This is a genomic window from Candidatus Poribacteria bacterium, assembly GCA_028820845.1.
In the GTDB taxonomy this organism is placed as follows: domain Bacteria; phylum Poribacteria; class WGA-4E; order WGA-4E; family WGA-3G; genus WGA-3G.
Genome location: JAPPII010000032.1, coordinates 1 through 12807, shown reverse-complemented (window position 1 = coordinate 12807; position 12807 = coordinate 1). Strand labels below are relative to the sequence as shown.

Here is a 12807-nt window from a genome sequence, read left to right as displayed (position 1 = left end):
TCCGTACATGAATATAAGCATCCGACAACTATTCGGGCGCAAATCAAAATCAAGCAGCATCGCCAAACAGCGCTTGAAGCTCGTCATTACACAAGACCGATTCGATGTCGATGACCGCATGATGATGCGGCTACAACATGAATTGACAGAGGTATTAGCAAAGTACTTTGAATTTTCGATGAACTCTGTACAGGTATCCTTGAAACATGAAGGCAACTCTTGCACACTCGTGGCGGACTTCCCCTACAAGGAAGTACACGAAATGCGTGTGAATCGGTGAGTGCCTTTTGGCAAATTAACGCGTTGAGACGGCGCACGACAGGAAATTGCAACTCCTATTTAACTGTATCAGAGAATCAATTCATAGATGGCCTTTGCGACTCCGTTATCGTCATTCGTTCCTGTGATATAATCTGCGCAGGCACGAACCGGGGGGACTCCGTTTGCCATTGCTATGCCGAAGCCAGCAGTCTTGATCAGACTTTCATCGTTGTAACTATCTCCAAAAGCAACAACCGTATCCATGGGGATGTCAAAACGATTGGCAAGTGCGGAAAGTGCTCGACCCTTTGTAACTTCTGGATTCATAAATTCAATATATTCTGGTTGGGTCTGTGTGACGTAAAGTTTTCCTGCGTAATCGTTTTGAAAATCGCTCAAAAGTGAAGGCAATTCTTCGGACGTGTGAATAATCAGCAGTTTCGTCGGCGTTTCCCCTGCCAATTCGCGTAAGTCGCCAACCGGTGTCGCTGGCACGCCAGTGCGCACCTCGTAAAGATCACTCCACGCATTGCGTTCAGCCACATAAAGTTCATCATTCAAACAGAAATTGAGATGCAGATGGTGTCGCCTACAAGCAGCAACGACTTCCATTGCATAATCTGCTGGCACGGGTGTGTGATGATAAACCTCACCGGTCGTGGCGTGCTGTACCATGCCGCCGTTATACGAAATAATAGGGTTTTCTAAACCGATTTGGTCGCTAATCGGTTGCATAGAACGGTGCATCCTTCCCGACACTAAAACGACAAGAATAGCATTCGCCGTGAGGTTACGGAGCGCGTCGCAGTTCTCAGTAGATAACGCGTGTTCACTGTTCAGGAGTGTCCCATCTAAATCAAAGGCTGCCAATCGACATGGGATTTTCGCGCCTTCACTTTCCATTCTCTTTTCCTCCATTTATTCGCGGTTCGCGATTTGCGGTCCGCTATTCGTGGTTCGCTATTCGTGGTTCGCTATTCGCGGTATGCGGTTCGCGATTTGCGGTCCGCTATTCACGAAAGCACTTGCTCTGTCTTCCGATCAAAGAGATGTATTTCGGTTTCACTGAAATCCAACCAGATGGTATCGCCGACTGCAACACGGAACGTCGGGTGGGTTCGCACACGCAGTAAAATCGGTTCTTGTGTCTCTGGATGTGTACCGAGACGAATATCAAGAACGTTCACCGCGCCGAGGGGTTCAACAAGGTGAACATCGGCAGCAATTTTTTGCACATCGGGTTGATTGTCAGCAGTGACGTGCTCAGGACGGATGCCGAAGACTAAGCCGTTCTCTTGTGCATCGGCACTGAGGGTCGCTTGTCTTTCAGATGATAGCGGTAGATAAACATCGGTGTGACTGAGCTGCAGGACAGGCGCGCCCTCCCGTGCCGTGAGTTCAGCGTCAAGGAGGTTCATTGTTGGCATCCCCATAAATCCGGCAACGAAGAGGCTTTCGGGCCTGTTATAGACTTCGTAGGGTGTTCCGATTTGCTGTAGGACCCCGTGATGGATGACGGCTATCCTGTCAGCCAAAGACATCGCCTCAACTTGGTCGTGGGTCACAAAGATCGTTGTTGCCCCGATTTCGTGTTGGAGTCGTTTAATCTCGGCACGCGTGTCAACCCGGATCTTGGCATCTAAATTCGCCATCGGTTCATCAAGGAGATAGACCTTCGGTTGTCGAACCATGGCGCGTCCGAGTGCGACGCGTTGCATCTCCCCACCACTGAGGACGCTCGGTTTCCGATTCAGCATATCGGATATTTGCAAAATCTCTGCAACGCGCTTGACCTGCGTATCAATATCTGATTTTGAGACCTTTACGGCTTTAAGCGGAAAAGCGATGTTATCGTAGACGGTCAGATGCGGATAGAGGGCATAGAACTGGAAAACGAAAGCTATATCCCGGTCTGAAGGCGAAAGATCGTTGACGCGTTGACCATCAATGAAAATATCACCCTCTTCGGGATGCTCCAAGCCTGCGATGAGACGGAGCGTCGTAGTTTTACCGCAGCCTGAGGGACCGAGAAAGACGACGAACTCCTTGTCCTGAATCTCCAAGTTAAAATCTCTGACGGCGACAAAATCACCGAAGCGTTTTAGGATATTTTCAAGTTTGATATGTGCCATTATTTATTCGTTGCATGCCAAACAATTACCACACGGCTAAAGACTGAATGAAGGCACTCTGCATCAAAAAGTGCATGACTGCCCCCGAAACCAACGGGACCGTCAAGTTATCGTCAATCGGGAACGGAAGCATCTCTACGACTGTGGCAACTAATGCGCCGATAATCCCGATAACAGGATGTAATTTGATGAGGGCGATTGCAGCACAAACGACGAAACACGCAGCACTGCCTTCTAAACTTTTTGTGCCAAGAAGTTTCGTCCGCCCCCACTTTTTTCCTACCAGTGCGGCTGCGAGGTCCCCAAGGACCATGAAAAAGATACAGACAACAGCCAGCGTCTTACTAAAAAAAAGGATACACAAGAACGCGCTGATGATGTAATAGGTCGCGCCCGTCATCGCGCCCCTCCGTTCATGGCTACGGAGCATAGGCGCGAAAATTTGCAAAAAGAAACCCCCAAAACTCGGGGAAAACCATTTTACCAATTCTACGGCAATCGCGATTCCCGTCAATATGCCGACAAAAATTAACATCGTCGACTTATCAAGAAAAAAATAGATAACCGGTAAGATCAGTCCTGATAAATGAATGCTTTTCCGAAGGAGTTCGGTTAACATGAATTCGTCTCCATAGCACCTGATCGCCCATTTTTCAGGATTCCTGAAAGAAACAAAAAATCGCGGACGTTCGGCTTAACTATTATAGGATTTATGCGAGGAAATAGCAAGGGAAAATAGACAGCCATCAGGGCGTTCCGCTGCGCAAATCAACGGTATGAATGCCTTAATGGCATTCACCGCACTTTCAGCCATCAGGGCGCTGCGCTTTTAGCAATCCGTCGGATCTGCGTTACGGTGCTGCGCTTTCAACTTTGCCTGTAACAAGATGCTCCGACTCATACCCGACCCCTGAAAGGTTTTCGCAGAAAACCGACCTGACTGCTGAACGCTAAAGAATTACTTTTTAACAAAAAAATAACACAATTTTGTATCATTCACAGATTACAATTTTTCTACCATTGGAACAGCATTGAGAATAGAAATGTTGGTGAAACACCATTCGCGCGTTCTATGTGAAAGTAACGAAGGACGGATTGTCAAATCCGTCCAAGCGCGCCGGATAAACAAATTTACAAAATAGAAAGGATTTTAATAGGGGTTAATCAACGATAAGAAATGAGAGGACTTCTAAATATGGGCTGCCAAACTCCACGCTTTAGGGAGCACTTCTACCTCGGCTTGCTGCTTTTGATCCTTGGGATGTCGTTCGGGCTTGGGGACGTAAGCGCCGCCGACTCAGAAACGCAACAAGTCGTCAAAATAACAGGTAGTGTTGTCGATAGTGAAACCCAAGAGCCGCTGGCTGGCGTAACCGTTCGGGTTATAGATACACAGATTCTGGTAACAACCGATGAAGCAGGTACATTTTCATTTGAATTGCCAAGTGGTACCCACAGAATTCAGGCAACCGCGCCGTTTTACAATAGTTATGTAATATCGGATTTTCAGGTCAACGTGGCAGAAGCACCACAGCCCGTGCAAATATTACTGGTGCCGCAAGTGGTCAAACTTGACGCGATTAAGATGCCCGTCCAGTTAAGCCAGGCGAGTGAGCGCGGCCTCCTTGAACAACGGATGCGTAGATCGCGAATTGAGGATAGCATTAGTACAGAAGAAATTAGCCGCCTGCCAGCGTCTTCTGCGGGTGAGGCGATAAAACGGGTAACAGGTGTTAGTATTGTCGGCGGTCGTTATGTATTTGTCCGCGGCTTGGGAGAACGTTACAGCAATACGCTCCTTAACAATGTCGAGATTCCGAGTCCTGAACCGAACCGACGGGTCGTGCCGATGGATATATTCCCGGCAAGCCTTCTGGCGAGTTTACAGACGGTGAAAACCTTCTCACCCGATCAGCCTGGCGGTTTCGCGGGCGGCTCGGTTCAAGTTTTCACCAAAGATTTTCCCGAAGAACTGATGATGTCGCTATCAATGTCGAGCGGTTTTAACACACAAGCGACAGGCGAAGACGGTTTAACGTACCCGGGCGGTGGTCTCGATTTTCTCGGGTTCGACGACGGTTCGCGAGCGCTGCCGTCTATCGTCGAAACGCGTGCGGCGGGTTTACCCATCCGGGAACGCGGTCGTTTTACGCCGTTAGGATTCACCGCCGAACAGATTCAAGAGTTCGGACAATCGTTTGACAACGTCTGGTCCCCGGAACGACAATCCATCCCAGTTAACCAAGGTTACAAATTCAGTCTCGGCAATAGTAATACCCTTTTGGGTAAAGAGTTCGGCTATTTAGGGGTTATCTCTTACGGGAATAGCCATAGTTACGGCACACAGGTGCGCAACGCCTTCCGTATCGGTCTCAACGAGACGCTTTCACCCGTGACTTCCTATAAGGTTGAACGGAGTGGCAATGAAGTAGACTGGGGGAGTGTGTTGAACGGAAGTCTACGGTTCTCCCCGCAACATCAAGTCAGCGTCCGGACGCTTTTCACACATACCGCTGAAGATGAGACGCGGACATGGGAAGGCTTCAATGCCGATAGAAATACGGATATGCGGAGTACGCGGCTGCGCTATGTTGAACGTCAACTCTTCTCAGGGCAACTCGCTGGCACACACGACTTCAATTTCGGTGAACCTGAACTGGCGGAGGGTCCAGAGCAGCCGGATGCCTCTATGGAGTGGCGGCTTACATATTCCCGTGCTTCGCGAGATGAACCGGATACCCGCGAAAATATCTACGAAGATCGCGGCGACGGCACCTACACCTTCCGCGACGTTACACACAGCGGTAGCAGATTCTTCTTCGACCTTGAAGACGACGAATACAACGCCCGTGCTGATTGGAAGATTCCGATCGGTGCTGAAGGGCTCTTCAAATTTGGTGGACTCCTCCGGGACAGATCCCGTACGTTTGATGCCCGTCGCTTCAGGTTCCTGCCTTCTGACCAGGTAGATACGACGGTCGATCTATCTGCACAACCGGAAGTCCTTTTCCAAACCCAAAACATTGCCCCTCGCGTCTTTGAATTACGAGAATCAACGCGTGCGACTGATAACTACCTCGCAGATCACGCTATCTACGCAGGCTACCTGATGCTTGATATGCCGATTCGCGCGAAATGGCAGTTCATGATGGGAACACGATTGGAATCTTCAGCGCAAAAGGTCACGACCTACGATCCATTCTCCGCCTCCGCGCAACCGATTGTAGCGGTTTTGGAAACGCTCGACTTACTGCCGGGTGCGAACTTAACGTATCGCTTAACAGAACGGATGAACTTGCGTCTCGCGGCATCTCGGACGATCACACGTCCGGATTTCCGAGAACTGGCTCCGTTTGAATTTACAGATTTCGTCGGTGGTAGAACAATCCTCGGTAACCCAGAACTCGAGCGGACGCAGATCGATAACTACGATTTCCGCTGGGAGGCTTTTCCACAGATAGGTGGTGTTTTAGCCGTGAGTGCCTTCTATAAACGATTCCAGAAACCGATTGAGCAGATTGTGCAACCCCAGGCAGAAGTTCGGATTACTTATGAAAATGCTGATGCCGCGAACAATTACGGACTGGAGTTAGAAGCCCGTCAGAATTTGGGCGTGATTACACCAGCACTGAGCAACTTCTCGATTAACACAAACGCAGCGTTAATCTCCTCGCAGGTGGTACTCCCAGATGTCGGTATTCAAACCTCCTCTGAGCGTCCACTACAGGGTCAGTGTCCTTACATTGTCAACGTGTCTATCGGTTATGAAGCCCCGAACTGGGGTATTTCAAGCGCGATTGCGTATAACATCTTTGGACGTAGGCTCTCTGAAGTGGGGAACCACGGTGTCCCGGATGTCTACGAACAACCGCGCGGTCAACTGGACGTGAGTTTCAGTCGGGTCGTTGCTGATTACTTCAAGGTTAGTTTTTCGGCGAAAAACTTACTCGATCCCTATGTCTTTTTTAGGCAAGGTGAAGAAACTTATGTTCAGTATAAATTGGGCAGAGCGTTCTCGTTTGGGGTAAGTTACGATTTGTAATCGGTGCCTGACTATTCAATCAGTTAGGGATAAAAAAACAAAAAAGGAGCTTAGTTAGCTAATGTTAAATATTGGGTCGACCCCCGCATCCACAGGGACAAAGGGTCTATATCAAAACTATCTTTTTCAGGTAATAGCCATTTTCGCCATCGGATTGACGTTGGCGTTCGCCGGTTGTGGTAGCGATGAAGAAAATACTGAAAATACCGAAGCAGCATTAGTCCCTGAAGAAACTATTATTGAGGTCGATGGACGACAAGTAGTGATACTGGAAGGTAGACTAAATGCGGATAAAACGCTCACATCGGCTTACGATTACCTCCTACGCGGTGCTGTATTTGTTGAAGGCGGTGCGACCTTAACCATCGAGGCTGGCGTTCAAATTTTTGGTGAGCAAGCGACCAATGGCACACTCATCATCGCCCAAGGTTCAAAAATTATGGCACAGGGTACAGCGGATGCCCCGATTGTTATGTCCAGTGATGCGGCTATCGGCAGCCGGGCGCGTGGGCAGTGGGGCGGTTTGATTGTCAATGGGAACGCCCCGACGAACCAAGGTGTAACGTTCGGTGAAGGGGACACGGGTGCGTTCGGCGGAAATAACCCTGCGGATAGCAGCGGTGTGCTGCGTTACGTCCGTGTTGAGTATGCAGGTATTGAGTTTAGCCCTGATAACGAACTAAACGGCATCGCCTTCCAAGGCGTTGGATCGGGTACAATCGTTGAGAACGTCCAAGTCCACATGAACCAAGACGACGGCGTTGAAATGTTCGGCGGCACTGTCAACCTTAAATACGTCATTGTTACAGGGGCGCGCGATGACTCCTTCGACTGGACAGATGGTTGGACGGGTAAAGCGCAATTCCTCGTGGTACAGCAGTATGGTGATGATGCCGATAACGGTTTTGAAGTTGATAACAGCAGTAAAGATAACGAAGCGACACCGCGTTCCGCTGCGACGATCTACAACGCCACGCTCGTCGGTGACCCATCAGGCCCTGAAAGCGATAACGGTATGCTGATTCGTGAAGGTGCCGCTGGCACATTCGCAAATTTCATTGTTACTGGATTCAATAAAGTCGGTCTTGATATCAACAACGCAGCGACGCATGCCCAAGCAAATAGTGGGAAACTGGTTGTCAAAAACAGTATCTTCTTTGAGAACGGCAAAGGCAATTTCGGCGACGAAAAAGACAACGACGGTTTTGATGAAGCCGCTTTCGCAGCCGCCAACTACAACGAAGAGACGGATCCGAACTTGGCAGCACCCTTCAATAAGAGTGCTCCCAATTTCACACCCGGTGCGGGTGCCGTCGCGGTTTCTCCCGCAGCCCCACCCGCTGATGGTTTCTTTGAAAACGTTAACTTCATCGGGGGCGTGAGCCCGTCCAACAACTGGACAACCGGATGGACAACGAGTGCACAGAATTAGGAAACGCACTATTTTTTTTCTATCTCACATCTTTCTAATCCTGCTTTTCGTTTGGAGCAGCTGGGTTGGATGTGAGACGTCGGTATGGAAAGAGAGTCTCGACTCGCCGGACCAACTCGGTCTGGCGGTCGTTGACGCATTAAATCGAAAAGACATTGAACAGTTGAACCGCCTACGGGTCCAACGCCAAGAATATCTTGCGTGGATTTGGCCGGTATTCCCAGCGAGTCGTCCGCCGAGCAATTTTCCAGGTGAATTTGCGTGGTCGAATCTGAATACGAAATGTAACATCGGTATGAGAAAGTGGATGAATCGCTACGGCGGGCAGCACCTACAGTTCGTGAGTATCCGCTTCGATCAACCGCAGGAAAACTATGATGGCTTCCATCTTTTGCGTGGGACGGTTTTGACGTTACAGAACGCCGCTGGGGAGAAACAGGAGCTGGAAGTACTCGGCTCGGTCGTTGTTAAAAACGGCAGATATAAACTACTGAGTTACGAAGACTAATTACTGAGCTGAAAGGAACGGGAGAAAAAAAATATGATGACGATTGCCGACGTTCAACGGCAGAACCGAGAAGCCGTGCAAACGCGGAAAAAGAAAGCAATGCGGATTGCGGGTACCTTCGCAATTGGGCTGCATGTAATTGGGATTATCGCCGGAGCGGTCTATTTTGTGCAGAAGACGGTGTTAGATATGAACAAGGATAAAGTGGAGAGTGTGGTATTAGAAGCGTCAAAACCACAGACGAAACGCCGAACACCGCCGCGTGCCAAACGGAAACCCACAAAACCGAAGTTCTCTCAAGTCCGCGCCCCTAAGGGGCAAGTTGTCAAGACGAGTGCTAAAATTCCAGTAGGCAATGCCCGATTTACACTACTCGCGAACGACGTTCCTACACGTCCGGTGATGGCACCTAGTACAGTGGGGATCGGTCGGAACCTGTTCTCGGGAACTCGGCAGGCAGCTGTTGTTACAACGATGCCGAAGTTTGAGGCACCGAAGTTTGAGAACACGAGTTTAGTTTCAAGGCTGGATATGGGAACGAACCTCGCGCAGACCGAATTCAATGACCCCGGAAATCTTGAGCTCGCTTCCATGAACTTGGGAGATGCGAAACAGTCGTTTAACGAGTTCCTAAAAGCCGTCCGAGACCGGATTAAACAGGTGCAACGTTTCCCGCCACGCGTCCGAAGTTTGGATGCCGGTGCCGCTGCAACCATCCGGTTTACACTATTCAAAGATGGAACGGTTCGGAATCCCGAAGTCACTATTTCGTCCGGATCAAAAGCACTCGACAACGCTGCGCTCGCCGCTGTCCGAAATGCCGTGCCGTATCCACCGTTCCCTGACGGACAAGAAGGATTCAGTTTACGGCTTGAAATTCCGATTATTTTTGAGTTGGCGAATTAGCGGTTGGCAATTAGCAGTTGGCAATTAGCAGTTAGCGATTGGTAGAGACGTTAATTGTTTGAATCGCAGATTACACAAATTTCATGGATTTTTTATGGCGAGGTTGGGAAACCTCGCCTACTTATTTTAAGTATCGCTAAATTGGAACGCGAGTTTATCCGCTTTCGCTTTTTCCTCATCCACAAATCCTAACAGAATCAACCCAACGATAAAGAAAACCATCAACGAAATAATCGAGAGGCGGGCACTGCCGGTAATCTGTTTGATAACGCCGAAAGTTACGGGACCCCAAATAGATGAGAACTTGCTAAAAACGGAATAGAACCCGTAAAACTCCGCACTTGCGTTTTCTGGAATCATCGCACCATACAAGGAACGGCTCAGTGCCTGCGTTCCACCAAGGACGATCCCAACAATCATCCCCAAAACGAAGAATTCTGTTGCGGTGTGGATAAAATATCCGTAGGTGACAACCCCGCTCCATAGGACTAATGCAAACATCACCGACCGTTTCGCGCCGATACGGCCCGCCAATCGACTGAATATCAGCGCGCCACCGATTGCAACGACTTGGACCAACAGGAGCGTTACCATCAATGCAGTTGTCGAAAGTCCTAACTCCTCAGTGCCGTAGATCGTCGCCATGCTCGTGACAGTGTGGATGCCGTCGTTGTAAATCATATAGGCGACGAGGAAAAGGGTGAGGTGTTTAAAGCGTCCGACCTTTTTCGCCGTTAAAATCGTTCGACTGATGCCGAGGGAGAGGTATGCGCGAGTTTTCGGTCGGTTGCGGTAGGCTTCTGGGAGTTGATACGGGGTTTTCTCCTCTTTTAGGTATTTCATCGTCAATAACGTCCAGCCTGCCCACCACGCGCCTGTCATCGCCATCCCGATACGCGCTGCCATCGCCTGGTCCTCTGGGGTCTTTTGCATAGCGACCAGCGCGAGTGCAATGGCAAACTGGAGCGATCCGCCGACGTACCCGAAAGCATACCCTCTGGCAGAGACGGAATCCATTTTGTCTTCAGAGGCGATCTGCGGTAAAAATGCGTCGTAGAAAACATTACCGCCGACAAAGCAGATTTGAGAACCAAGAAATAACACAACAGTCAATCCTACATCGCCAGACTTGGAAAAATAGAGCAGCGTTGCGAAGAGACTCCCCATATACGCAAAGCCTATAAGAAATCTCTTTTTTGCTGAGGAAAAATCGGCAATCGCCCCAAGTACGGGTGCAAAGAGGAAGACGCAGAACGCCGCTGTTCCCAACATATATCCCCATAATGTTGTAGCAGTCATATTCATACCAAGGATATCAACACCGGCTTCGCCTACAATGGCTTTCGCAAAGTAATTCGGCAATATAGCGGCGATCACAGTGGTGATATAGGCTGAATTCGCCCAGTCGTACATGCACCAACCGAAGATTGTCTTTTTATCGTTCTTCATAGGGAGATGATAACAGATTCGTGGGAAAAGTCAAACGAATTTTCATGGGCGGAAGATACGAAGGCTGGAATGAGAGAACTGGCGAGGTTAGGAATGCACTTCGCATTTGTGCGTGTACGCTGCAAAACCTCGCCAGCGGATTCTTATGAAAGGTCGAAACGATCGAGATTCATGACCTTGTTCCATGCAACCACGAAGTCCCGTACAAACGCCTCTTGTGCGTCATCACAGGCGTAAACTTCCGCAATAGCTCGGAGTTGGGAGTTTGAGCCAAAGACGAGATCGACGCGGGTGCCCATCCACTTGATTTCACCCGTCGAGCCATCGCGTCCCTCAAAGATATTCTCAGATGTAGCGGATGCCGACCACTCGGTATTCATATCAAGTAGATTCACGAAAAAATCAGTCGTCAAGGATTCGGGTCGTTCGGTGAGGATGCCGAATCCGGACTGACAAACGTCTGTATCCAAGACGCGCAAACCACCAACGAGAACCGTCATCTCAGGTGCGGTGAGTGTCAGCATTTGTGCCCGATCCACCAGCAGCTCTTCGGCTGTTCTCTCGTGTCCGTTCGCGAGGTAGTTGCGAAATCCGTCGGCTGTCGGTTCAAGCACAGCAAACGATTCCTCGTCAGTTTGTTCCTGCAACGCGTCCGTGCGTCCCGGTGCAAAGGGAACCGCTACGTCGACACCAGCGTTCTTCGCAGCCGACTCGACCGCTGCGCACCCCGCCAGAACGATCAGGTCAGCGAGCGAGACCTTCTTCCCGTCGGACTGCGATCCGTTAAATTCGCTTTGAATCGCCTCCAAAGATTGAAGGACCTCCTGCAGTTCGGACGGCTTGTTGACTTCCCAATCCTTCTGCGGTGCGAGGCGAATGCGTGCCCCGTTAGCACCCCCGCGCTTGTCGGTACCGCGGAACGTCGCCGCAGATGCCCAAGCAGTCGAGACGAGTTGGGAAATGGAGAGTCCTGATTCGAGACACTTGCTCTTGAGGGCAGCGATGTCTTGTTCTCCAATCAATTCATGATCGACATTAGGGACGGGGTCTTGCCACAACTGCTGTTCCTCTGGCACCAAGGCACCGATATATCGTGTGCGAGGTCCCATGTCGCGGTGGGTGAGTTTATACCACGCCTTCGCAAAGGCATCTGCGAATTCCGCCGGGTTCTCGTAGAAGCGTTTGGAAATCTCCGCATAGATCGGATCCGCCTTCAAAGAGAGGTCGGTCGTGAGCATCATCGGTGCGTGCTTCTTTGAGGGATCGTGCGCGTCCGGCACGGTGTCCTGGGCAGATTCATCCTTGGGAGTCCACTGCCACGCGCCACCGGAACCTTTCTCCAGTTCCCAGTCGTAGTTGAACAGGTTCTCAAAGAAACTGTTATCCCACCGGGTCGGCGTAGCCGTCCAGGCACCTTCCAACCCACTGGTGATTGTGTGGACACCCTTGCCGCTGCCAAAGGTATTTTTCCAGCCGAGTCCTTGCTCCTCAAGGCTCGCGCCTTCGGGTTCGGGACCGACGTACTCGTCCGCATCCGCAGCACCGTGCGTCTTACCAAACGTGTGTCCGCCAGCGATGAGCGCGACCGTCTCCTCGTCGTTCATCGCCATGCGCCGGAACGTTTCTCTAATGTCTATCGCTGCAGCGACCGGATCCGGGTTCCCGTTGGGTCCCTGTGGATTGACATAGATGAGCCCCATCTGAACGGCACCGAGCGGTTTCTCCAGATCCCTATCGCCGGTATAGCGTTCGTCACCGAGCCACGTGGTCTCAGATCCCCAATAGATGTCCTCTTCAGGTGCCCAGACATCCTCTCGTCCGCCAGCAAACCCGAAGGTCTTGAGACCCATCGACTCTAAAGCACAGTTGCCCGTGAAGATCATCAAGTCTGCCCATGAGAGCTTCCGACCATACTTCTGCTTGATGGGCCAGAGCAGTCGGCGTGCTTTGTCGAGGCTGGCGTTGTCGGGCCAACTGTTGAGAGGCGCGAAACGCATCGTGCCGGAGGCTGCGCCGCCACGTCCATCGTGGATGCGGTACGTGCCTGCACTGTGCCACGCCATCCGAATGAAGAGGG

The 12807-nt window shown here is 50.6% G+C and carries 10 protein-coding genes; 5 read left to right on the top strand and 5 right to left on the bottom strand.

Annotated elements, in window-relative coordinates; all coding sequences use genetic code 11:
• The first annotated feature begins 7 nt into the window (after window positions 1–7).
• Window positions 8–280: a cell division topological specificity factor MinE gene (gene minE / locus OXN25_07890; GenBank protein ID MDE0424771.1), complete on the top strand. Its 273-nt coding sequence runs from the start codon at window positions 8–10 to the stop codon at window positions 278–280.
• Between the two features lie 68 nt (window positions 281–348).
• On the opposite strand, the gene OXN25_07885 is transcribed toward minE, so the two are convergent.
• The 3 genes from OXN25_07885 to OXN25_07875 form a co-directional block, all read right to left on the bottom strand.
• Complete coding sequence (locus OXN25_07885) at window positions 349–1164, bottom strand: Cof-type HAD-IIB family hydrolase (GenBank protein ID MDE0424770.1); 816 nt, start codon at window positions 1162–1164, stop codon at window positions 349–351.
• 110 nt (window positions 1165–1274) lie between these two features.
• Window positions 1275–2393: an ABC transporter ATP-binding protein gene (locus tag OXN25_07880; GenBank protein MDE0424769.1), complete on the bottom strand. Its 1119-nt coding sequence runs from the start codon at window positions 2391–2393 to the stop codon at window positions 1275–1277.
• Window positions 2394–2418: 25 nt separating this feature from the next.
• A complete protein-coding gene (locus tag OXN25_07875) occupies window positions 2419–3012 on the bottom strand; it encodes an SEC59/DGK1/VTE5 family protein (protein MDE0424768.1) in 594 nt (197 codons plus the stop codon).
• A 576-nt stretch (window positions 3013–3588) separates the two neighbouring features.
• Here OXN25_07875 and OXN25_07870 point away from each other — a divergent pair.
• From OXN25_07870 to OXN25_07855, 4 genes are all read left to right on the top strand, one after another.
• The gene (locus OXN25_07870; GenBank protein MDE0424767.1) at window positions 3589–6435 is read left to right on the top strand and encodes a TonB-dependent receptor; all 2847 of its coding nucleotides are present in this window, start codon (window positions 3589–3591) and stop codon (window positions 6433–6435) included.
• Window positions 6436–6496: 61 nt separating this feature from the next.
• Entirely contained in the window at window positions 6497–7867 is a 1371-nt protein-coding gene (locus OXN25_07865) for a hypothetical protein (protein ID MDE0424766.1), read from the top strand.
• Window positions 7854–8375, top strand: a complete 522-nt coding sequence (locus OXN25_07860) for a hypothetical protein (protein MDE0424765.1) — start codon at window positions 7854–7856, stop codon at window positions 8373–8375. The genes OXN25_07865 and OXN25_07860 overlap by 14 nt, the downstream gene beginning before the upstream one ends.
• Window positions 8376–8408: 33 nt before the next feature.
• Entirely contained in the window at window positions 8409–9281 is an 873-nt protein-coding gene (locus tag OXN25_07855) for an energy transducer TonB (GenBank protein MDE0424764.1), read from the top strand.
• A gap of 126 nt (window positions 9282–9407) precedes the next feature.
• On the opposite strand, the gene OXN25_07850 is transcribed toward OXN25_07855, so the two are convergent.
• Together OXN25_07850 and katG are read right to left on the bottom strand one after the other, a co-directional pair.
• Window positions 9408–10730 (bottom strand): MFS transporter, encoded by a 1323-nt coding sequence (locus OXN25_07850; GenBank protein MDE0424763.1) that lies wholly within the window; start codon window positions 10728–10730, stop codon window positions 9408–9410.
• Window positions 10731–10873: 143 nt separating this feature from the next.
• The coding region (gene katG / locus OXN25_07845) for a catalase/peroxidase HPI (protein MDE0424762.1) at window positions 10874–12807 on the bottom strand (1934 nt) is incomplete at its 5' end.

What these genes read in the sequence shown, in the direction of transcription:
- OXN25_07870 (MDE0424767.1), top strand. Translation starts at nt 3,589, where the DNA reads ATGGGCTGCCAAACTCCACGCTTTAGGGAGCACTTCTACCTCGGCTTG.
- OXN25_07850 (MDE0424763.1), bottom strand. Translation starts at nt 10,730, where the DNA reads ATGAAGAACGATAAAAAGACAATCTTCGGTTGGTGCATGTACGACTGG.
- OXN25_07855 (MDE0424764.1), top strand. Translation starts at nt 8,409, where the DNA reads ATGATGACGATTGCCGACGTTCAACGGCAGAACCGAGAAGCCGTGCAA.
- OXN25_07875 (MDE0424768.1), bottom strand. Translation starts at nt 3,012, where the DNA reads ATGTTAACCGAACTCCTTCGGAAAAGCATTCATTTATCAGGACTGATC.
- OXN25_07885 (MDE0424770.1), bottom strand. Translation starts at nt 1,164, where the DNA reads ATGGAAAGTGAAGGCGCGAAAATCCCATGTCGATTGGCAGCCTTTGAT.
- OXN25_07880 (MDE0424769.1), bottom strand. Translation starts at nt 2,393, where the DNA reads ATGGCACATATCAAACTTGAAAATATCCTAAAACGCTTCGGTGATTTT.
- minE (MDE0424771.1), top strand. Translation starts at nt 8, where the DNA reads ATGAATATAAGCATCCGACAACTATTCGGGCGCAAATCAAAATCAAGC.
- OXN25_07865 (MDE0424766.1), top strand. Translation starts at nt 6,497, where the DNA reads ATGTTAAATATTGGGTCGACCCCCGCATCCACAGGGACAAAGGGTCTA.